Origin of the sequence: Jatrophihabitans sp., from assembly GCF_036388195.1 — a bacterium.
Taxonomy (GTDB): Bacteria; Actinomycetota; Actinomycetes; order Mycobacteriales; family Jatrophihabitantaceae; genus Jatrophihabitans_A.
In genome coordinates, this window is the sequence record NZ_DASVSG010000150.1 from 22,266 (window position 1) to 43,144 (window position 20,879).

Below are 20,879 nucleotides of genomic sequence, written 5' to 3' on the forward strand. Positions count from 1 at the left end.
TGTGGTGGACAAGGCCGCAGGAGACAGCCGTCCCACCCCGGCCACGTCGCGACGCCGTGGCGCCCTGCGCCGCCGGATCACCAGCATGGCGGTGCTGGCGGGCGCGCTGACCGTGGTCGGCGGCGGTTACGCGATGCTCGCGCCCGCCTCCGGCGCCGATGACACCGCCGTCACCAGCAAGGACGTCGAAGCGGGCCGTCAGCTCTACAACAACAGCTGCATCACCTGCCACGGCGCCAACCTCGAAGGGGTGCCCGGCCGCGGCCCGACCATCGTCGGCACCGGCTCGGCCGACGTCTACTTCCAGGTCAGCACCGGCCGGATGCCGGCGCCGGTCCAGGGCGCCTGGGAGCTCCGCAAGGTCCCCAAGTACAACGAGCAGGAGATCCTGCAGCTCGGCGCGTTCGTGCAGTCCAAGGGCGGCGGGCCGGAGGTGCCCCCGGCCAACGCCGACCTGCGGGCAGGCGCCGCGGAGCTCGGTGAGGGCGGCGAGCTGTACCGACTGAACTGCGCCGCCTGCCACGGGGCGACCGGGCACGGCGCGCCGCTGTCGGCGGGCAAGATCGCGCCGGACCTCTACCGGGCCACCGACCTGCAGATCTACACGGCCATGCAGGTTGGGCCGGAGAACATGCCGGTCTTCGCCGACAACCAGATCACCCCTGAGCAGAAGCGGGCCATCATCGGCTACGTGCAGGCCATGAAGGAGTCCAAGGACCCGGGTGGCGCCGGTCTTGGCCGGATCGGCCCGGTCGCCGAAGGCCTGGTGATCTGGACCGCCGGGATGGGCGTCCTGATGGTGTCGATCCTGTGGATCGGAGCACGGCTGTGACCATGACCCACGGGCGGGGAACCCACGGGCAGTCAACCCACGGGCAGGCAACCCACGGGCAGGCAACCGGCGAGGACCTGACGCCCGAGGAGGCCGCGGCGCTGAGCCCGGAAGAGGCGATGATCGCTGGCGCCGAGGCTGACGGCATCTACATCGTCCACCGGCGCGACCGCTTTCCGATCGCCGGCACCAAGGCCGAACGGCGCGCCGAGCGCACCATCGCGGCCGTCTTCCTGCTCGGGTTCCTGTCCGCGGTCGCCTTCATCGTGGTCTTCTGCGGCGCGGTGCCGTTCGAGTGGCGGTTGCCGGGCGCCGGCAACCAGAACTACCGGTTCTTCACGCCGCTGATCGGCAGCCTGCTGGGGCTCTCGCTGGCCTGTGTTGGCATCGGCGTGATCCTGTGGGCAAAGTGGCTGCTTCCCGAAGAGGAAGCCGTCCAGGACCGGCACGACGGCGCCTCGGACATGACCCAGCAGATCCTGGGCGCCGGCACCCTGATGTCGGGCTTCCAGGACATGGGGGTCGCCCGCCGCTCGATGCTCAAGACCACCCTGGGACTGGCCGGCGGGGCGCTGGCCCTGACGCCGCTGGTCGCCCTGGTCGGCGCCATGATCAAGAAGCCGAACCGCGGGGAGGGCCAGAGCCATTTCCACACCCCGTTCGGCCCCGGCGTGCCGCTGGTCTACGACGACGGCCGCCGGGTCAGCCCCAACGACCTGCTGCCCGGTGGCATAGCGACGGTGTTCCCGGGCGTCGAGGGCGGCACCAAGGACGCCGACTCCCCCACCCTGCTGATCCGGCTGCGGCCGGGCGAGACGGTCAAGGCGCGCAAGGGCCAGGCCGACTTCGGCTGGGGCGACTACGTGGCGTTCTCCAAGATCTGCACGCATGCCGGCTGCCCGGCCTCGCTGTACGAGCAGAAGACCGGCCGGCTGCTGTGCCCCTGCCACCAGTCGCAGTTCGACGTGCTGCAGGACGCCAAGCCGGTGTTCGGCCCGGCCACCCGCAGCTTGCCCAAGTTACCGCTGGACATCGAGATGGTCGACGGCCAGCAGTACTTCACCGCCCGGGACGACTATCCTGAGGCTGTAGGCCCATCGTTCTGGGAGCGGCCATGACCACCACTGACCCGGCGAACCTGCGCGGAGAGCCCACCGGCCCGACCGTTCAGGGGCCCAAGCGCTTCGACAAGCCCCGGACGCCGCAGGGCAAGGCGGCCCGCTGGACCGAGGACCGGCTGGGCATAGCCGGGGGCATGCGCAAGCAGTTGAACAAGGTCTTCCCGGACCACTGGTCATTCATGATGGGCGAGATCGCGCTGTACTCGTTCATCATCCTGATCCTCAGCGGCACCTTCCTGACCTTCTTCTTCGACGCCTCGATGGCCGAGGTGCGCTACGACGGCTCGTACGTGCCGCTCGAGGGCGTGGAGATGTCGCGGGCCTACGCCTCGACCCTGGACATCTCCTTCGACGTCCGGGGCGGGCTGGTGATGCGCCAGATCCACCACTGGGCGGCGCTGCTGTTCATGGCCGCGATGCTGATCCACATGTTCCGGGTGTTCTTCACCGGAGCGTTCCGCAAGCCCCGTGAGCTCAACTGGCTGATCGGCCTGGGCCTGGTCACCCTCGGCTTGGTCGAGGGCTTCGCCGGCTACTCGCTGCCCGACGACCTGCTCTCCGGCACCGGCCTGCGGATCGCCGCGGCGATCATGCAGTCGATCCCGGTGATCGGCAGCTGGACGGAGTTCCTGGTCTTCGGCGGCAAGTTCCCGGGCACCGTGATCATCGGCCGGCTCTACATCGTGCACGTGCTGCTGGTCCCGGGCATCCTGGCCGGCCTGATCGGCGCGCACATGGCCCTGCTCATCAAGCAGAAGCACACCGAGTTCCCCGGCCCGGGCAAGACCGAGCAGACCGTCAGCGGCGAGCGAATGTACCCGACCTACGGCATGAAGGCCGGCGGCTTCTTCTTCATCGTCTTCGCCGTCTGCGCAGCGCTCGGCGGGCTGGCCCAGATCAACCCGGTGTGGCTGTTCGGGCCGTACAACCCGGCGCAGGTGTCCTCCGGCTCGCAGCCGGACTGGTACATCGGCTTCCTCGACGGCTCGACCCGGCTCTTCCCGTCCTGGGAGATCAGGCTGTTCGACCACACGATCCCGCCGCTGTTCTGGCCCACGCTGGTGTTGCCGGGCATCATGTTCACCCTCGCCGGGGCGTACCCGTTCCTGGAGGCGAAGTTCACCAAGGACAAGTCGGCGCACAACCTGCTGCAGCGGCCGCGGGACGTACCGGTCCGCACCGGCCTCGGCGCGATGGCGATCACCTTCTACACGGTGCTGCTGATCTCCGGCGGCAACGACCTGATCGCCAAGGCCTTCGACATCTCGCTGAACGCGATGACCTGGGCCGGCCGGATCGGCCTGCTGGTGCTGCCACCGCTGGCCTACGCGGTGACGTACAAGATCTGCCTGGGCCTGCAGCGGCATGACCGCGAGGTGCTCGAGCACGGCATCGAGACCGGCATCATCAAGCTGCTGCCGAACGGGGAGTTCATCGAGATCCACCAGCCGCTGGGCCCGGTGGACGACCACGGCCACGGCCAGCTCGGGTACGCCGGCGTGCCGGTGCCGAAGAAGATGAACGAGCTCGACAACCGCCGTGGCGGGATCCGGGGCTTCTTCTACCCGGTTCGCGAGAAGGCCGACATCCAGGCCGAGCTGGACGCGTTGGCCGCGGCCTCTCGCGAGCAGCGCCGCGAGCGGGAGCTCACCGACTGATCAGCGTGATGGAAGAGACTCTGTTTTGGCAGTCTCAGCCGGGAGCGCGCGAGGATGTCGAAGCAGGGCGGGCAGCAGCGCGCGAGGACCTGTACGACGAATCCGACGTTCGCCGTCGTTACGGCGATGACGCGAAGCACATGGTCCGGGTGTTCCGAGTGTCTACCGGGGCACACGCCTACCGGCGTCGCTAGGCGGGAGGCCCCCATCCACCGCCACCAGCGGGTATGGGGTCACGACGACTTGGTCGGCGTCGGCATAGCGGACCACGCCGGGGTCGGCGCTGTGGCGCTCCCGCCACCCGATGCCGTAGCGGTCGAGCAACTCCAGATGGCCGGGCACCCGGCAGAGCAGGGGCTCGGCGCTGGCGCGGAACCAGCAGGTCACCGCTGGATGCCTACCCCTGTCGAACAGCGTCGGGTCGACGGTGGCTGGGTCGCGGTACGCGGCGTCGTACCAGTCGTTGCTGGCACGCCACCAGGCCCAGTCCGCGGCTGAAAGCGTGCCAGAGCGGGCTAGGCCGTTGGCCAGGCCGAAGATGCCGGGATGCGCGCCCCGGGCGTCCAGGACCGCCGACTCGTACCGCACGCCGAATCCTGCCACCGCCGGTACGGCGACCGGAGCAGGACACAAGCGCTCAGCGCAGCGGGGAGTTCTCCCCGGTGTAGTACTCGAACAGCAGCCCGCCGCTGGTGATCAGGATGAACACCACGCCGAGGCCGACCAGCCAGTACTGCACCGTCGCCATGCCTACCGCGGTCATCATCGCGCCGAAGGCGATGGCCACCGGCCAGTAGCTGCCGGGCGAGAAGAAGCCGAGCTCACCGGCGCCTTCGGCGATCTCGGCGTCGTTGCGGTCCTCCGGACGGGGATCGATACGCCGTGACACGAACCAGAAGAACGAGCCGCTGATGCCGAACAGGCCACCGGACAGGATCAGCGCGGCGGTGCCGGCCACCTCTATGCCGCCGCCGCTGTTCCAGTTCGTCCAGCCGGCGTAGATGCCGGCCACCACGAAGCAGAACAGCGCGATCCAGAGGAAGATCCGGGCTTCGGGTTTCATCGGTTACCGCCTAGCTGGGGCCGGCGCTGCAGGAGAGCGCGCCGGGCTGGGACGCCGACCGGCGCAGGCGCTCGGTCTGGAACGGATAGGTGGTGGTGGCACACGGTGCCTCGCCGATGGACTGCAGCGCCTTGCTCTGGCGTGCCGGGTCCCCGGACGGGATCGCGGCCAGGTTGGTGAGGTACTTGGCGAAGTTCTCGGCCGTGACCACCCGCACCTCGAAGTTCATCTGCGAGTGGTAGGTGCCGCAGAGCTCGGCGCACCGGCCCACGTAGTGCCCGGTCTGGGTGGCGACGAACTCGAACTCGTTCGGCTTGTTCATCGGGATCACGTCGCGCTTGAACAGGAAGTCCGGCACCCAGAAGGAGTGGATGACGTCCTTGCTGACCTCGATGACCCGGACCCGCTTCTCCACCGGCACCACCAGCACGGGGATCTCGTCGGAGCTGCCCACCGTCGACAGTGAGGTGCCGGCCGCCGGGTCGCCGTCCGGGTAGTTGGTCTGCTGCGAGACGCCGTTGACCGTGTTCGACTTGTACTCGAACTGCCAGTTCCACTTGAACGCGTTGACCTGGACGACGGTGTCGGGGTTGGGCGGGAGGTTGTCGACGTAGTCCTCGGTGATCGCGGTGAAGAAGAACAGCACCGCGATGATGAGGAAAGGGGCGATCGAGTACGCGATCTCGATGGGCAGGTGGTACTTGGTCTGGGTGGGCAGCAGGTCATCGGTCTTGCGGTACCGCCAGCAGCACCAGAAGATCAGGCCCCAGACGATCACGCCGACCACCAGCGCCGCGACCGAGGACCAGGTCCACAGGGTGCGCATCCGGTCGGCCTGATGGGTGACGCCGGTGGGCCAGCCGAACCGGAGCTTCATCTCGATGTCGCGAACGGTACAACCGGTCAGCAACACGGCACACCCCGCGAGCAGACCGAGCCGCAGAATTCGGGACCGGAGACTGCGCTGCACTGGCGGAACCGCCTTCCTCGTCTGGCCGGGTCAAGGCCATTCCCGCCTTGAACAATCCCGCCCCTTGGAGCCTATCCGAGAAGAGAGCACGGCAGCGGTGAGGGGTGGCGCGCGGCGCGAATCTGCCCTCGCGGTACTACCGTCGGCAAGCATGAACCAGCCGGGCTCGGGCTATCTGGACGCTGCCGCCGGCCTGCCGCTGCACCCGGTCGCCGCCGAGGCGATGCAGGCGGCCTGGCAGGACGGTTGGGCCGACCCGTCCCGGTTGACCGGCGCGGGACGGCGCAGCGCGGTGCTGCTCGATGCCGCCCGGCAGGCCGCGGCGGCCGAGCTGGGGGTACGCCCGGACGAGCTGAGCTTCCTGCCATCGGGCGTGCATGCCCTGCAGCAGGCAGTGCTGGGCAGCCTGGCGGGCCGGCGGCGGGCCGGCAACGTGCTGGTGCACTCCGCGGTGGAGCACTCGGCGGTGTTCGCGGCCGCGGACTGGCACCGGCAGCACGGCGGCCAAGCGCTGGTGGCCGGCGTGGACCCGACCGCCCGGGTGGACCTGGCCGAGTTCGTCGAGCTGGCCCGCGGCCCGGGAGTGGCCACGGCGGTGTTGCAGGCCGCCAACCACGAGGTCGGCACCCGGCAGCCGGTGGCCGAGGCCGCCGGGCAGCTGGCCGAGCTGGGCGTGCCGCTGGTGGTCGACGCCGGCCACGAGCTGGTCTACGGCCAGGCGCCGGCCGCCGCGCCGATCTTCACCGCCGACGCCCGGCTGTGGGGCGGCCCGGCCGGTGTGGGGCTGCTGGTGGTCCGGCAGGGCAGCCGGTGGCGGCCACCCTTCCCGGTGGACGAGGCGGAGTCCGGCCGGGCGCTCGGCCCGGCGAACGTGCCGGCGATCGTGGCCGCGGTGGCGTCGCTGCGCGCGACCCGGGCCGGGCGGGCGGCCGAGGGCCGGCGGCTGGCCGGGCTGATCGAGCGGATCCGGGACGGGGTGCCGCGCGCCGTTTCCGACACGGTGGTGTTGGGCCCGGACGACCCGGCCGCCCGGCTGCCGCACCTGGTCACCTTCTCCTGCCTGTACCTCGACGGCGAAGCCCTGCTCACCGAGCTCGACCGGCGCGGCTTCGCGGTGTCGTCCGGGTCCTCGTGCACCGCCGACACCCTGACCCCGTCGCACGTGCTGGTCGCGATGGGGGCGTTGACCTCGGGCAACGTCCGGATCTCGCTGCACCCGGGCGTCGGGCAGGCCGATGTCGAGCGGTTCCTGGCGGTGCTGCCCGAGGCGGTGGCGGCGGTTCGCGGGCAGGCCCCGGGCTCACCGGCCGCCCGACCTGCCCCAGCAGCCGATGCCGCGCTTACCGACCCGGCCCCGAACCAGGACCACGGCCCCGTCCTGGACAGCCGCGGCCGGCGCTGCCCGCTGCCGGTGCTGGACCTGGCCCGGGCGCTGCCGGGCATCGAGGTGGGCTCCGAGCTGACGGTGCTGGCCGATGACCCGGCGGCGGCCAGCGACCTCGCCGCCTGGTGCCGGATGCGTGGCCAGCAGCTCGTCGACCAGGCCGGGCTGGACTCCGGCGGCACCGCCTACCGGGTGCGGCGCCTGCGCTGAGCCTGCCGCGCATGGAAGGATCAAGGCATGAGCGAGCATCGCAGCGAGGTACGAGCGAGGAGCGGAGCGAATGGACGCGATGAGCGCTCGCGCGAAGAGCTGGTGAGTGCATGAGCATGCAGATCACCGACATGCGCAGCAGCGACACCGGCATCGAGGGCCTGCTCATCCTCACCCTCAAGCAGGTCAGCGACGAGCGCGGCACGGTCCGGGAGTTCTTCCGGGCCTCGGCGCACGACGCTGCGCTCAGCGGTCTGGGTGATTGGCGCCAGATCAACGTCACCGAGTCCGGCTACGGCGCGGTCCGGGGGCTGCACGGCGAGGCCACTACCAAGCTGGTCGGGTGCATCGCAGGCAAGGCGTTCGGGGCCTACCTCGACGCCCGGCCGGGTTCGGCCAGCTACGGCAAGCTGGTCACCGTCGAGCTCTCCCCCGGCACCCAGGTGCTGGTGCCGGCCGGTGTGTGCAACGGGTTCCAGTCGGTCAGCCGCGAGGGCAGCCAGTACCTGTACTGCTTCACCGAGGAGTGGCGGCCGGGCATGCCGGGCTCGGCGTACTCCCCGCTGGACGAGGGCCTCGGGCTCAGCTGGCCGATCCCGGTGGACCCAGGCAACCCGGCCCAGATCTCGGCCAAGGACGCGGCCGCTCCGAAGTTCAGCGAACAAAAGCTCAGCGAGCAGATTGTGGGCAGCTAGGGATGTGCGGGCTGATCGGCTTCCTCGCCGCGGCGGGTGGAGCCAGCGATACTGACCTCTCCAAGACAAGGCAGGCGATCGCGGACTCCCTCGTCCAGATGCGCCACCGCGGGCCGGACGACGGCGACACCTGGTCCGACGACGAGGTGGTGATCGGCTTCCGCCGGCTGTCCCTGATCGACTGGGAGCACAGCCACCAGCCGCTGCCCTACCTGGACGGGCGCTACCACCTGATCTTCAACGGCGAGATCTACAACTACCTCGAGCTGCGGGAGCGGCTGCGCACCGAGTTCGGCGCCGAGTTCGCCACCCAGGGCGACGGGGAGGCGATCGTCGCGGGCTACCACTACCTCGGCGAGCGGATCGTGAACGAGCTGCGCGGCATGTTCACCTTCCTGATCTGGGACAGCCAGGAGCGGGTGATGTTCGGCGCCCGGGACTGGTTCGGCATCAAGCCGCTCTACACCTACACCGACGAGCGGGGCTCGTTCTTCGCCTCGGAGAAGAAGGCGCTGCTCTCGGTCGCCCCCGACGTGGTGGCCTCCGGGGACGCAGCCGTCAACACCGAGGCGCTGCAGCACTACCTCACCCTGCAGTACGTCCCGGAGCCCGCGTCGATGCACCAGGCGATCACCCGGATCGACTCCGGGACCAGCTTCACGCTGCGTCCCGGCGGTGACGTGGTGACCACCCGATACTTCAAGCCGGACTTCCCGATCCGTCCGGTGACCGAGCCCGACAAGCTCTACCGCGAGATCGCCGACGCGCTGCGGGACTCGGTGGCCAAGCACATGCGCTCGGACTTCACGGTCGGGGCGTTCCTGTCCGGCGGCATCGACTCCACCGCGATCGCGGCGCTGGCCCGCGAGCACAACCCGAAGCTGCTGACCTTCACCACCGGCTTCGAGCGCGAGGGCTTCTCCGAGATCGACGTGGCCGCCGAATCGGCCGCGGCGATCGGGGTCCAGCACATCACCAAGGTGGTCAGCGCCCAGGAGATGATGGACACCCTGCCGCTGATCGTCTGGTACCTCGACGATCCGGTGGCCGACCCGGCGCTGGTGCCGCTGTACTTCATCGCCCGTGAGGCGCGCAAGCACGTCAAGGTGGTGCTCTCAGGTGAGGGCGCCGACGAGCTGTTCGGCGGCTACACCATCTACCGGGAGCCGATCTCGCTGCGCCGCCTGACCGCCGCGCCGGACCCGGTGAAGCGGCTGCTCGGGATGCTGTCGACCCGGCTTCCGGAGGGGATGCGCGGCAAGGACCTGCTGCGCCGGGCCTCGATCGGCATCGAGGAGCGGTATTACGGCAACGCCCGGATCTTCCGTCCGGATGAGATGCGCGACCTGCTGCGGACCTACTCGCCCGACGTCAACTACACCGACGTCACCGCGCCGTACTACGCCGCGACCACGCATCTGGACGACTCAACCCGGATGCAGTACATCGACCTGTTCACCTGGCTGCGTGGCGACATCCTGGTCAAGGCCGACAAGATGACGATGGCGAACTCGCTGGAGCTGCGGGTGCCGTTCCTGGACACCGAGGTGTTCCGGGTGGCCTCGGCGATCCCGGTGGACCAGAAGATCACCCGCGAGACGACCAAGTACGCGCTGCGACGGGCGCTGGCCGAGATCGTGCCGGGGCATGTATTGAACCGGGCCAAGCTGGGCTTCCCGGTGCCGACCCGGCCGTGGCTGCGGGACGAGATGTACGACTGGGCGCGGGACATCATTTCGTCGGCCGGAACGGGTCACCTGATCGACACCGCTGCTGCTTTGCAGCTGCTGGACGCCCATCGGGACGGCCCGATCGACTACTCACGCAAGATCTGGACGCTGCTGGTGTTCATGGTGTGGCACGGCATCTTCGTCGAGGGGCGGATTCGTCCGGAGATTCCGCAGCCGGTGTACCCGGTGGCGATCTGATGATCTTCCGCTGGTTGCGGCGCGACCGGCAGGAGAGCCGACGGCTTTCTGGCAGCGAGGCGGCCCTCGGGCGAGCCGGTGTTGACGGTTATCCGGGTGACTTTGTGGGTTCCGTGGTGCCCAGCTATTCGCCGCATCCGGACGGCCTGGCCGACCCGGGCGAGGTGGTGTGGGCCTGGGTGCCGTACGAGGAGGATTTCGGTCGCGGTAAGGACCGGCCGGTGCTGATCATCGGCCGGGATTCCGGCTACCTGCTGGGGCTGATGCTGACGTCTAAGGACCACGACCGGGACCACGCGGACGAGGCTCGGCACGGGCGGCACTGGGTGGATGTCGGCAGTGGCGGCTGGGACTCTCAGGGGCGGCCCAGCGAGGTGCGGCTGGACCGGGTGCTGCGGCTGCGGCCGGAGTCGGTCCGGCGGGAGGGCGCCGCGTTGGGCCGTCCGGTGTTCGAGCAGGTCAGCCAGGCCTTCACGGCGTTGCCCCGCGACTAGCCTTCCAGCACACTTCGGGTGGGATGCCCAACAGTGCACGATGACGAGCCGACCGTAGAACGCGCCAAAGCGAGCACCTAAGCGACGGAACCGCCGATGACGATCCGATCGCTCGAAGAAGGCGAAGTCGTCATTCCTGGAACGCGACTATTTGTCCGTTGCGCGCTCGCGCGCCTTAGCCGCACCCCTCAGAGCATGCTCGAGTCGTTCTAGCCGGCGGGTGGCTCCTGGGTGTTCTTGCAGCGCCACCGGGGTCAATCGCGTCGCCTCGATCATTCTGCCAAGTCGTTGGCGGTCTTTCTTGGTCAATTGGATTCGCGCGATGTCGGATGCGGCAAGGACCGAGGCAAGTGCTGCAAAGTCGTGGCAATGCCGATCGAGCCCCGTCCCTGTTGTTTCCGTCCGTGCCGCAGCCTTCAAGATCATGGCGCTGAGCAGCACCGGACGCGGTACGTGGCCGGAGCGTTCGCCGACCACAACCGCTACCACCTCGGACCGGTCCAACGCCTGGGTTCCGCCCGGAGCCGCAACTGTCGGGAAGCCGCTGGCGCTCTTGCGCGCCTCCGTTCGCGCGCCAGTTCCTTCTGGAATCAGCACATCGATGACGGCATCACCGCGTTTCCAACGGTGCTGGACCCCGTCGCTGCTTGGGTCTGGCTCGAAGGCCAGGTTCAGCAGTGCTGACGTCACCTGGCCGAGAACCTCGGGCACTCGAGCGTTGACGACGGCGTCTGCGTCACTCGTGGGGCGCTGTGGCGAATAACCTCGTTCCGCGCAGAGCAGGTGGACGAGCTGTCCGCCGATTAGTGTCCAGCCGCCGGACTGCAGTTCATAGAGATCGAGGAGGCTGTGCCATGCGGCCTGCTGTGCGTGGTTCATTGCGGGCATGAGGACCATCGCCTGTCAGACCCCCGCGCCGATCGCAATGTCGAGCAGTTCGTGGGCTCGCCGACGCTCCCTCGGACCCTCGTGTTCAGCCAAGTCTGCCGCGAGCAACAGCGCTCCGATTCGCGAGGGGAGAGCTGGCACTATGTGCACGAACACATTCGGCCTTTCGTCAATCGACGGTCGTTCGAGCCAATGGTCCGCAGCAACTGCATGGATGTCTGCAGCGGCGACGTATCCCTCTGCCACTCGCGGATCACTCATCCCTGAGTCGGGGTGACTGAGTCCGGAGGGCAATAGGCGATTGTCGTCACGCAGCGGCTGTAGGTCTGCCATGGCTGCTTTGTACACACGGCGCTCGCCCCGGTTACGTAGCCACGACAAGATGGCGTCGTGGTCTTCGCGGGTGATCGCTGCTGACAATCGGGCGACGGCACGGTGGCGGGATGCCGGACTGATCTTCTTCGCCTCAGCGATTAGGTCCTGAGACAGCAGGTCAATCTTGGGCAGGTCGATCTTGGGCAGGTCGATCTTGGGCAGGTCGACTTGCGCAGCACGCTGTAACGCAAGCAGCGAATACCACACCGCCTCCGGGTGAACCGGCCGGCCTCTCTGCGGTCGATCAGCGGATCCAGACGAGGCAAGATCGACGAGCCAGCGACCGCCCACTTTCTCCGCAACTAGCGAGCCCTCGTCGATCCGCTGGCGTATGCGAGCGACGGACACCCCGAGCTCTGCAGCCGCTTCAGGTACCGACATCCGTGACATGTTCATAACCCTAGCGATTCCGAAAGGATTATGATAGCGAGGCGACCTCACGTTACGATCTCGCAACTGGCGCGACGCTATCCGAGGGTCGCGAATGCTTACCCACAGGTCCGGTGACCGTGGCGCACGTTACCGGGTTGGGCGTAACAGCGCGACCTGTGCAACTGATCGAGGACTGCTCACGATCATCAAGCGAGCCTCGTTGCGCCATAACAGCTCATCTGCGCCATCAGCTCGTCATAAAGGTGCTCGATATCGACGGGTGGCGCACGGCTAGCGTCTCGGGTGTGCCGTCCTTGCTGCCACCGCCTGACGTGCCCGGCGCGGACCTCCCCGTCCGGGCGGCGCTGCCAGAGACGATCTCTGCCCTTCACAGCACCGGTAAGGCGGTGCTCGTCTCCCCGCCTGGATCAGGCAAGACCTCGCTGCTCCCCCTCGCGCTCGCCGATGCCTTCAAAGGACAGATCGTGGTCGCCGAACCGAGGCGGATCGCCACCCGCGCCGCGGCCCGACGGCTGGCCGAGCTGCTGGGCGAGCATCCCGGCGACCGCGTCGGCTACGCCATGCGCGGCGAAAAGGTGAGCAGCGCCCAGACGCGGATCGAGGTGGTGACGACCGGGCTGCTCGTCCAGCGCATGCAGCGCGATCCCGAACTGCCGGGCGTCGCTGCCGTGGTAATCGACGAGTGTCACGAACGCCACCTGGACGCCGACCTGTTGCTGGCGTTCTGCATCGATGTCCGCGACACGCTACGCGCCGACCTCGCGCTGGTGGCGACGTCGGCCACCCCGGACACCGCTGCGCTCACCCACGCGCTCGACGCGCCGGTGATCACCGCGACCGCCGCGGCGCACCCGGTCGACCTCATCTGGGCCCCGCCGTCGCGTCCGCTGCCGCTGCTTCCGGGTCAACGCGTCGACCCGCGACTGCTCGATCACGTCGCGGATGTCACCCGGCGCGCGCTCGCCGAGGGCGACGGGGACGTGCTCGTCTTCGTGCCGGGCGAACGGGAGATCGCAACCGTCGCCCGGGCGCTCGACGGGGTGGCCGCCGACGTACGCCCGCTGTTCGGGCGTCAGTCCCGCGCCGAGCAGGACCTCGCACTCACCCGCGGGCCGCGGCGTCGCATCGTCGTCACCACGTCGGTGGCCGAGAGCTCGTTGACCGTGCCTGGCGTGCGAGCCGTCGTGGACGCCGGCCTGGCCCGCGAGCCACGAACGGACCAGGCGCGCGGGCTCGGCGCGCTGATCACCACCCGGGTGTCGAAGGCGTCGGCCGACCAGCGCGCCGGCCGGGCGGGACGTGAGGCGCCGGGACGCGCCTACCGCTGCTGGTCGCCCGAGGAACATGTGCACCTTGCGTCGCATGCGCTGCCCGAGATCGCCACGGCCGACCTGGCCGGGTTCGCGCTCGCGACCGCGGCGTGGGGAGCGCCGGGCGGCGAAGGGCTGGCACTGCTCGACCAGCCGCCAACTGCCGCCCTCGACGCCGCAACCGGGCTGCTGCGCCGACTCGACGCGACCGACACGCAAGGCCGTATCACCGCCCGTGGCCGGCGGATGGCCGCTGTAGGCGCGCACCCGCGGCTGGCCCGCGCAGTCCTCGACGGCGCGGAGCTCGTCGGCGCCGAGCGGGCACGGGAGGTCGTGGCGCTGCTGTCCGACGACTCGCTGACCGGCCGCGGCGACGACCTGGCCGCCCGCTACCGCGAGCTGCGCGAGGGCCGCGACCGCGACGCCGCGCACCGGTGGCGGCAGGAGACGCGCCGGCTCGGCAGCGGCGGACAACCCCGCACCGCGACGTCCGACGACCTCGCGGTGGGCACCGTCGTCGGGCTCGCCTATCCCGATCGCGTCGCCCGTGCCCGCAGGACGGACACGGCCAGCTACCGGATGACCGGCGGCACCGGCGCGCAGCTCGCCGAATCCTCACCGTTGCGAGGCACACCGTGGCTCGCGATCGCCGTGGCCGACCGGCAGCCCGGCCGCGCCGAAGCGCGAGTGCGGGCTGCGGCGCCCATCGACGAAGCCACCGCCCGGGCGGTGGCCGCCGACCTGCTCAGCACGTCCGAGGAGATCGAATGGGCCGACGGCGCCCTCGTCGCCCAACGAATCCAACGGCTCGGCGCGATCGAGCTCTCGGCCGCTCCGCTGCGCAGCCCCGATCCGCTGCGCGTCCAGGCCGCCGTACGCGAGGGGCTGCGCAGGCAGGGCCTCCACGCCCTGAATTGGACCGACGCCGCCCGCGACCTGCGCGCCCGGCTCGGCTTCCTGCACGCGGTGCTCGGCGACCCGTGGCCCGACGTCGGCGACACCGCGCTGATCGAGCGTCTGGACGAGTGGCTGGACATCAGCGCAGTGCGGCGCAGCGCCGACCTGCGCCGCATCGACGTGCACACCGCGTTGCGCCGGTTGCTGCCCTGGCCGGCGGCGACCCGGCTGGACGAGCTCGCGCCAGAACGGCTGCAGGTGCCGTCCGGATCCCGGGTCCGCGTCAGCTACGTCGGCGCCGAGCCACCGGTGGCGGCGGTGAAACTGCAGGAGACCTTCGGGTGGACGCAGACACCGGCGCTCGCGGACGGGCGCGCTCCGGTCGTCCTGCACCTGCTCTCGCCCGCCGGCCGCACGGTCGCCATCACCGCGGACCTGGCGTCGTTCTGGCGCCAGGGCTACCCGCAGGTGCGCGCCGACTTGCGGGCGCGCTACCCCAAACATCCGTGGCCCGAGGACCCGTTGACCGCCGAGCCGACCGCGCGCACCCACCGTCGCCACTGACCGGCGCTAGCATGGATGCACCCCCAAGGCGGACGTTGCTCGGTGAGCGGCGACCTTCGGGTGCGGTCGTCGACCTGCCCGTCAACCGGCGGCTCAGGAACCGGCGGTGGGCGGCCCGTCCGGTCCCGCGGTGTCGATGCCGCGGGGGCCGGTGGGGGCAGCGGCGTCTGGAGAGCAGCCGCCCGGGCCCTGCTGGCGGGGAAATTCGTCGACCGCGGGGTAGGTGTGCGGGACTCTCGCCCGGCCAGCGTGCCGGGCGTTCGGAGGAGGAGTGCGTGGCTCGAGCAGGCCGGCGTCCGGCGGGAGGTGGCCGTACCGCTTCGCGGAAGCAGCGAGACGCCCCCGCTCCCGAGGACGTCATCTCGGTGCTGGCCCGCGCCGTCCGCGAGGTGGAAGCAACTGTCGAGCGTCGCCGCGTGACGCCCGCGGTGCGCACCAAGTTCCAGGTCGTCGCGCTGCTGCTGCGCGAGGAGAACGCCCGGGTCCGGCAGGAGCGCACCAGCAGCCAGGCCCACCGGACCGAGCAGCTGAAGCGCCTGGACGGGATCGCGACGATCCTCGCCAAGACCGCCGTACGCGATCCCAGGCTCCTGGCGCTCCTCGCCGAAGATGCCGAAGTCTCCGAGGCGGCCAGATTGCTCAAGCGGGACATGTTGCGGGCGGCGGGCATCGAACCGCCACCGGAGGAGATCGCGCCGACGGAGCCCGCGGACGCCAGCACCGAGCGTCGGGTCGTGCCCCGGTCGGTCGTCTCTCGACAGCTGGCCAACCCGTTCCTCGCGCCCGACTTCTCCACCGCCCGGCCGAGCACGGTCAGTCCGCGCCGCTTGTCCGGCTGGGAACTGCTCAACCCGCTCCTCAGCGCCTTCGAACGTGCCGATCGCGCGGCACCGGCGTGCATGGCCCTGCCTGCGCCGGCGCCGGTGCGCGTGCCGGGGAACCGGGAGCTGATGCCCCACCAGGCGCAGCTGGTCGCCGCTGCCGCGGCCGGCCACCGGACCTTCCTGCTCGCCGACGAGCCCGGCCTGGGCAAGACGGCTCAGGCGCTGCTCGCTGCGGAGGCGGCGAACGCCTACCCGCTGCTGGTGGTCGTACCGAGTGTCGTGAAGGTCAACTGGGTGCGCGAGGCCGGTCTGTGGACCCCGAACCGCTCGGCCACCGTGGTCCACGGCAACGGTCACACGGTCGACGGCTTCGCCCAGATCGTCGTCGTCAACTACGAGGTGCTCGACCGGCACGTGGGGTGGTTCGGCGACTTCGGCTTCCGGGGCATGGTCGTCGACGAGGCGCACTTCATCAAGAACAAGGCCTCCCAACGCTCGCAGCACGTCCTGGAGCTCTCCGAGCGCATCCGGTCCCGCACGGCGCGACCCTTGCTGATGGCGCTCACCGGCACCCCGCTGATCAACGACATCGAGGACTTCCGGGCCATCTGGCAGTTCCTCGGCTGGATCGACGAGACCGAGCCGCTCGCCGACCTGATGGACTCCCTCGAGGCGACCGGCCTGACCCCCGCGGACCGGGGGTTCTACCCCGCCGCTCGCAAGTGTGTGATCGACCTCGGCATCGTCCGTCGCCGCAAAGTGGATGTGGCTGCCGACATCCCCGCCCGACGCACCGCCGACCTGCCCGTCGAGCTCGACGAGAAGGTCGGCCGTTCGATCCGGGCGGCGGAGCGCGACCTCGCTCGCCGGTTGGTGGCGCGGTACCAGACCGCGCTGGCGAACCGCCGGTCCGGCGCCGTGGAGGGCATCGACCACGACCTCGTGCGCAAGGTGGCCACCTGGGAGCAGAAGGATGCGAGCACGACGAAGACCGGCGAGAACGTGTTCAGCATGATGCGACGCATCGGCCAGGCGAAGGCCGGCCTCGCCGCCGACTACGCGGCACAGCTCGCGCGGAGCGCCGGCAAGGTGGTCTTCTTCGCCAAGCACGTCGACGTCATGGACGCCGCGGAGGAGGCCTTCGCCAGGCAGGGCATCCGCTACGCCTCGATCCGCGGCGACCAGACGCCGGTGTCGCGGCAGAAGAACATCGACGCCTTCGTGAACGATCCTGAGGTCGCCATCGCGGTCTGCTCCCTGACGGCGGCCGGCGTGGGCCTCAACCTGCAGGTCGCCTCCAACATCGTGCTGGCCGAGCTGTCCTGGACCAACGCGGAGCAGACCCAGGCCATCGACCGCAGCCACCGCATCGGTCAGACCGAGCCCGTCACCGCCTGGCGCATCATCGCCGCACGGACGATTGACAGCAGGATCGCTGAGTTGATCGACAGCAAGGCCGGGCTCGCCGCCCGAGCGCTGGACGGCTCGGATGAGGAGGTGTGGTCCTCGGCCGACGTGCAGCACGAGGCGCTGGTCGCACTGTTGACAGACGCGTTGTCCGCGTCGTCCCAGGAGCAGGCAGTCTCACCGGGCGGCCACTGACCCAGGCGCCTCACGGCCAGCCAGCTGGTCTACCGTCGGCTGAGCCTGCCACGCGCATCGACCGACGATGGCTGGTTGCGACGGCAAGCACCCAGCCGAGGGGGCACAACGCTTCGGCGCCGGCGACGACCCGCTCACTGAGGCCGAGCAGGTTTCCGCCCTGGAGCTCCCAGGCAAGCCAGGCCAGCATCGCGACCAGCAGCACGGCGGTCCCACGTGCTGATCGACGCCACGGGAGCTGGGAGGCCGCCGGCCACAAGGCCAACGCGACAAACCCGAGCGTGGCGGCTGGAACGTGGCCGGAGGACGGCTGCGGCAGCGCAGCGACTCCGATCGTGGCAGCGCCGCCCACCGCGAGCACGGCACGCGAGAGGGGGCCAGCGTGTGAGAAGCCTGCCGCTGTCACCAGGTGGCACGCCCCGAGCATCGCCAGGCCGATCGTCATGATCCAGCGGTCGGTAGCCCCATGGGCTGCCAGGGCGCTGATGGTGTCTCGGAGCGGGTCATAGCCGTCAGGCTGGACGGATCCGGCCCACGTCCAGCCACCGATCAGCGCAACCGGCGCGATGCCTGCAGATACCAGAGCCCACCGATGCACGTCTGGCGAGTGTGCTGCACCCCTGCCCGCTACCGGACGTGCACGTTCGGGCTCGCCGTCACCGGCGGACGCTCGTCGCGCCACGGCGAGCGGCTGTGCGGACGGGTGGTGTCGACGATCTCAGCGGGTGAGCAGCGGCAGCACGTCGGCGGCCGCGTCGTCGCCGTAGGACTCGGCCAGCCGGTCGGCGAACTCGTGCGCCTTGACCACGTACTCCTGGGTGCCCACCGTCTCCAGCACCAGGGTGGCGAGCAAGCTGCCGACCTGCGCCGAGCGCTCCCACGACAGCCCCCAGGTGCGGCCGGCCAGGAACCCGGCCCGGAAGCCGTCCCCGACACCGGTCGGGTCGACCTTGGCGCGCTCCTTGGCCACCGGGACGTACACCCGGTCCACGCCCTTGCCCACGATGTCCACACCGTTCTTGCCATGCGTGGTGACCTGAACCTCCACCTGGGCCAGCACGTCGGCATCGCTCCAGCCGGTCTTGGACTCCAGCAGGCTCTTCTCATAATCGTTGGTGAACAGCAGCTCCGCGCCCTCGACCAGGCTGCGCAGATCCTCACCACTCATCCGGGCGATCTGCTGGGACGGATCCGCAGCGAACCGGTAACCGCAATCCCGCGCCTCCACCGAATGCCGCACCATCGCCTGCGGATCATCGGCGCTGATCACCACCAGCTCCGCCCCGGTCCGCTCGACCGCCGGGCGCAGCTCGATGTTGCGGGCCTCGCTCATGGCGCCTGCGTAGAACGAGGCGATCTGGCACATGTCCTCGTCGGTGGTGCAGACGAACCGGGCGGTGTGCTGGGAGTCGGAGATGTGCACCGAGTCACAGTCCACGCCGTTGCGCTCGAGCCAGGCGCGGTAGTCGCCGAAGTCCTGGCCGACCGCGCCGATCAGCACCGGCCGCTCCCCCAGCTGCCCCATGCCGTAGGCGATGTTGGCAGCCACCCCGCCGCGCCGGACCACCAGGTCGTCGACCAGGAAGCTGAGCGACACCTGGTGCAGCTGGTCGGCCAGCAACTGCTCGGCGAACCGGCCGGGAAAGTGCATCAGATGATCGGTGGCGATGGAACCGGAGAGGAGAACGGGCATGGGTCGGCACCTGTCTTCAGAGAAGAACGGGCGTCCCGAGCAGTCGCTGGTAGCGAATGCTGGTGACGCCCGTTCGTAGCGGTGTGGAGGTGTGGACTAGCCGCAGAAGGAGTTGCCGCAGGCGCAGCCGCCCCCGGCGTTCGGGTTGTCGATCTCGAAACCCTGCTTCTCGATGGTGTCGGTGTAGCTGATGGTGGCGCCGGCGAGCAGCGGGACGCTGGCCCGGTCGACCACCAGCGGCACGGTGCCCGCGCCTTCGATCGGCTGGTCGATCATGACGTCGCCGTCGAGGGAGCGCTCGTCGAAGAACAGCTGGTACTGCATGCCCGCGCAGCCACCGGGCTGCACGGCGACCCGCAGCCGCAGGTCGTCACGGCCCTCGGCGTCGAGCAGCTCACGGACCTTGAGGGCCGCGGCCTCCGACAGCGCGACGGGAGCCGCGACGGTCTCCGCGGGCGTGATCGAGATTTCAGTGGCAGTCATCTGGTCCCCAAACAGTCGCTGTGAGCGCGCGGCTCAGCAGTATGGCCTCAGCAGTACATTCTGCCCAGGACAACCGGTGAGCGCTAGGCAGCTATTCCATCGTACGGGGCGCACGCGCCCGATCTCACATGATACCGAATCGGCCGTGGCGTGGCGCGGCTAGCGATCCCCCGGTTCGGACGGTCGCCGGTCCGCCGGAGGCTGCTCGCCAGGGCGCCGGCCCTGCGTCCACAGCGAGTTGGGCTCGGGCTCGGGGTCGTCCCGGTACTCCTCGTCCTGCTGGCTGGTGCGGTAACCGGACGGCTGGTGGACGGTTGCCTGCTCGGACGGCTGGTGTGTCCGCTGCTCGGCCGGCTGGTGGACGTTGTGGTCGGCGGCCGGGTGGTGCGCGGTCGGCAGCTGGGCAGTCGCGGTCCCGGCGGTCCCAGCCGGGGCGGTTCCAGCCGGGGCGGTCCCCGCCGGGGCGGTCCCCGCCGTCCCGGCCGCAGCCGTCCCGGCAGCGGTGGCCCCGGTAGCGGCGCCGTACGCCGGCTCGCGGGAGCCTGCGCCGTGCTCGGCCATCGGCTCACCCTGCAGCCGGCGGCGGGAGTCATCGAGTTCGGAGTCCCGGAAACTGGGCTCGGCGTCGTCCCGGGCACGCTGCCGCTCGCGAGCCCGGATGAACAGGTTGTCCAGCGCGAGCGGCCCGGCGCCGCCGAGCAGGAACACCGACAGCGCCGCGATGAGGGCAAGCTCGACGGCGGTGAACCAGCCGCTGGAGCCGGTGTACTCCTTGACCCCGTTCCAGCTGATGCTCAGCACGAGCATGGCGCTCAGGATCATCCCGCCCACCGCCGCGAGCCGGGTCAGCAGGCCGACCAGCAGGCCCAGCCCGATCGCGATCTCGGCATAGGCGGTGACATGGCCGAACAGCGACGCGTGATCGCTCAGCGGCCCCATCACGCCGCTCAGCGGGGTGTCGCCCTCCTTGGCCGAGTCCACGGCCGACTTGAAACCGTTGCGGGAGGCCGGATCGAAGAACCGGGGATAGCTGAACTTGGCGTAGCCGGCGAAGAGGAACAGGCCGGCCAGGAACAGCCGTAACGGCAGCACCGGCCAGCCGTTGGCCAGGATCCGGCGACGATCTGTGAGGTCAGTCCGGTCCGGCGGGTCGCCGGCCGATCGCATTCGAGCTCTGCGCATCTCGTCCTGCCTTCAGGTTGCGGCCCGGAGGTGGACGGCCCAGCCCGCAGCCGATCCCCCGCCCGACCGGCTCAGCTGCCACCCCGGCCCGCATGTGCTGATCCTCATGCCGACGGATCGGCGCTCAGCAGGCAGACTGTCAGCTGTGACCAGCATTGATGTGTATAAGGATGCATACGCAGCGACCGGGGCGGACGGTTCAACACACGTTGCGCCGGCTCCGGTTGACGCGGCCGGTTCCACGTCCAGGGCCCTGCTGCTGCTCGGCCGGGGCAGCGACCCGGACTCCGAGCGCGGGGTGGACTGCCCCGGC

General features: G+C 70.0%; 18 protein-coding genes. 9 read left to right on the forward strand and 9 right to left on the reverse strand.

Features of this window, described 5'->3' with window-relative positions; translation table 11 throughout:
• The first annotated feature begins 85 nt into the window (after nt 1–85).
• The 3 genes from VF612_RS15210 to VF612_RS15220 are packed head-to-tail and all read left to right on the forward strand — an operon-like array spanning nt 86 to nt 3,611.
• A complete protein-coding gene (locus VF612_RS15210; RefSeq protein ID WP_408660713.1) occupies nt 86–832 on the forward strand; it encodes a c-type cytochrome in 747 nt (248 codons plus the stop codon).
• Between the two features lie 2 nt (nt 833–834).
• Entirely contained in the window at nt 835–1,950 is a 1,116-nt protein-coding gene (locus VF612_RS15215) for a ubiquinol-cytochrome c reductase iron-sulfur subunit (RefSeq protein ID WP_408660714.1), read from the forward strand.
• Nucleotides 1,947–3,611 (forward strand): cytochrome b, encoded by a 1,665-nt coding sequence (locus VF612_RS15220; RefSeq protein WP_408660697.1) that lies wholly within the window; start codon nt 1,947–1,949, stop codon nt 3,609–3,611. Before VF612_RS15215 ends, VF612_RS15220 begins: the two co-directional genes overlap by 4 nt.
• Nucleotides 3,612–3,773: 162 nt before the next feature.
• On the opposite strand, the gene VF612_RS15225 is transcribed toward VF612_RS15220, so the two are convergent.
• The 3 genes from VF612_RS15225 to coxB are packed head-to-tail and all read right to left on the reverse strand — an operon-like array spanning nt 3,774 to nt 5,551.
• Nucleotides 3,774–4,199, reverse strand: a complete 426-nt coding sequence (locus tag VF612_RS15225; RefSeq protein ID WP_408660698.1) for a hypothetical protein — start codon at nt 4,197–4,199, stop codon at nt 3,774–3,776.
• Between the two features lie 49 nt (nt 4,200–4,248).
• Nucleotides 4,249–4,674: a cytochrome c oxidase subunit 4 gene (locus VF612_RS15230; protein WP_408660699.1), complete on the reverse strand. Its 426-nt coding sequence runs from the start codon at nt 4,672–4,674 to the stop codon at nt 4,249–4,251.
• A gap of 10 nt (nt 4,675–4,684) precedes the next feature.
• Nucleotides 4,685–5,551, reverse strand: coding sequence for a cytochrome c oxidase subunit II (gene coxB / locus VF612_RS15235; protein ID WP_408660700.1), 867 nt, complete (start codon nt 5,549–5,551; stop codon nt 4,685–4,687).
• 244 nt (nt 5,552–5,795) lie between these two features.
• Here coxB and VF612_RS15240 point away from each other — a divergent pair, with 244 nt between their 5' ends.
• The 4 genes from VF612_RS15240 (at nt 5,796) to VF612_RS15255 (ending at nt 10,355) form a co-directional block, all read left to right on the forward strand.
• Entirely contained in the window at nt 5,796–7,238 is a 1,443-nt protein-coding gene (locus VF612_RS15240; RefSeq protein ID WP_408660701.1) for a cysteine desulfurase/sulfurtransferase TusA family protein, read from the forward strand.
• Between the two features lie 110 nt (nt 7,239–7,348).
• The gene (locus VF612_RS15245; RefSeq protein WP_408660702.1) at nt 7,349–7,933 is read left to right on the forward strand and encodes a dTDP-4-dehydrorhamnose 3,5-epimerase family protein; all 585 of its coding nucleotides are present in this window, start codon (nt 7,349–7,351) and stop codon (nt 7,931–7,933) included.
• A gap of 2 nt (nt 7,934–7,935) precedes the next feature.
• Nucleotides 7,936–9,861 (forward strand): asparagine synthase (glutamine-hydrolyzing), encoded by a 1,926-nt coding sequence (asnB, locus tag VF612_RS15250; protein ID WP_408660703.1) that lies wholly within the window; start codon nt 7,936–7,938, stop codon nt 9,859–9,861.
• Between the two features lie 116 nt (nt 9,862–9,977).
• The gene (locus VF612_RS15255) at nt 9,978–10,355 is read left to right on the forward strand and encodes a type II toxin-antitoxin system PemK/MazF family toxin (RefSeq protein ID WP_408660704.1); all 378 of its coding nucleotides are present in this window, start codon (nt 9,978–9,980) and stop codon (nt 10,353–10,355) included.
• 147 nt (nt 10,356–10,502) lie between these two features.
• On the opposite strand, the gene VF612_RS15260 is transcribed toward VF612_RS15255, so the two are convergent.
• Both VF612_RS15260 and VF612_RS15265 read right to left on the reverse strand, forming a co-directional pair.
• Nucleotides 10,503–11,234, reverse strand: a complete 732-nt coding sequence (locus tag VF612_RS15260; protein WP_408660705.1) for a hypothetical protein — start codon at nt 11,232–11,234, stop codon at nt 10,503–10,505.
• Nucleotides 11,235–11,258: 24 nt separating this feature from the next.
• Nucleotides 11,259–12,008, reverse strand: coding sequence for a helix-turn-helix domain-containing protein (locus VF612_RS15265; protein ID WP_408660706.1), 750 nt, complete (start codon nt 12,006–12,008; stop codon nt 11,259–11,261).
• 296 nt (nt 12,009–12,304) lie between these two features.
• Between VF612_RS15265 and hrpB the strand changes: the two genes are divergently transcribed.
• Nucleotides 12,305–14,782 (forward strand): ATP-dependent helicase HrpB, encoded by a 2,478-nt coding sequence (hrpB, locus tag VF612_RS15270; protein ID WP_408660715.1) that lies wholly within the window; start codon nt 12,305–12,307, stop codon nt 14,780–14,782.
• 275 nt (nt 14,783–15,057) lie between these two features.
• Nucleotides 15,058–17,208: a DEAD/DEAH box helicase gene (locus VF612_RS15275; RefSeq protein WP_408660707.1), complete on the forward strand. Its 2,151-nt coding sequence runs from the start codon at nt 15,058–15,060 to the stop codon at nt 17,206–17,208.
• 10 nt (nt 17,209–17,218) lie between these two features.
• Here VF612_RS15275 and VF612_RS15280 read toward each other — a convergent pair whose 3' ends face one another.
• The 4 genes from VF612_RS15280 to VF612_RS15295 form a co-directional block, all read right to left on the reverse strand.
• Nucleotides 17,219–17,890, reverse strand: a complete 672-nt coding sequence (locus tag VF612_RS15280; RefSeq protein ID WP_408660708.1) for a DUF998 domain-containing protein — start codon at nt 17,888–17,890, stop codon at nt 17,219–17,221.
• Between the two features lie 36 nt (nt 17,891–17,926).
• A complete protein-coding gene (locus tag VF612_RS15285; protein ID WP_408660709.1) occupies nt 17,927–18,901 on the reverse strand; it encodes a carbohydrate kinase family protein in 975 nt (324 codons plus the stop codon).
• 96 nt (nt 18,902–18,997) lie between these two features.
• A complete protein-coding gene (locus tag VF612_RS15290; protein ID WP_408660710.1) occupies nt 18,998–19,384 on the reverse strand; it encodes a HesB/IscA family protein in 387 nt (128 codons plus the stop codon).
• Nucleotides 19,385–19,543: 159 nt separating this feature from the next.
• On the reverse strand, nt 19,544–20,566 hold the full coding sequence (locus VF612_RS15295) for a DoxX family protein (RefSeq protein WP_408660711.1): 1,023 nt from the start codon (nt 20,564–20,566) through the stop codon (nt 19,544–19,546).
• Between the last annotated feature and the right edge of the window lie 313 nt (nt 20,567–20,879).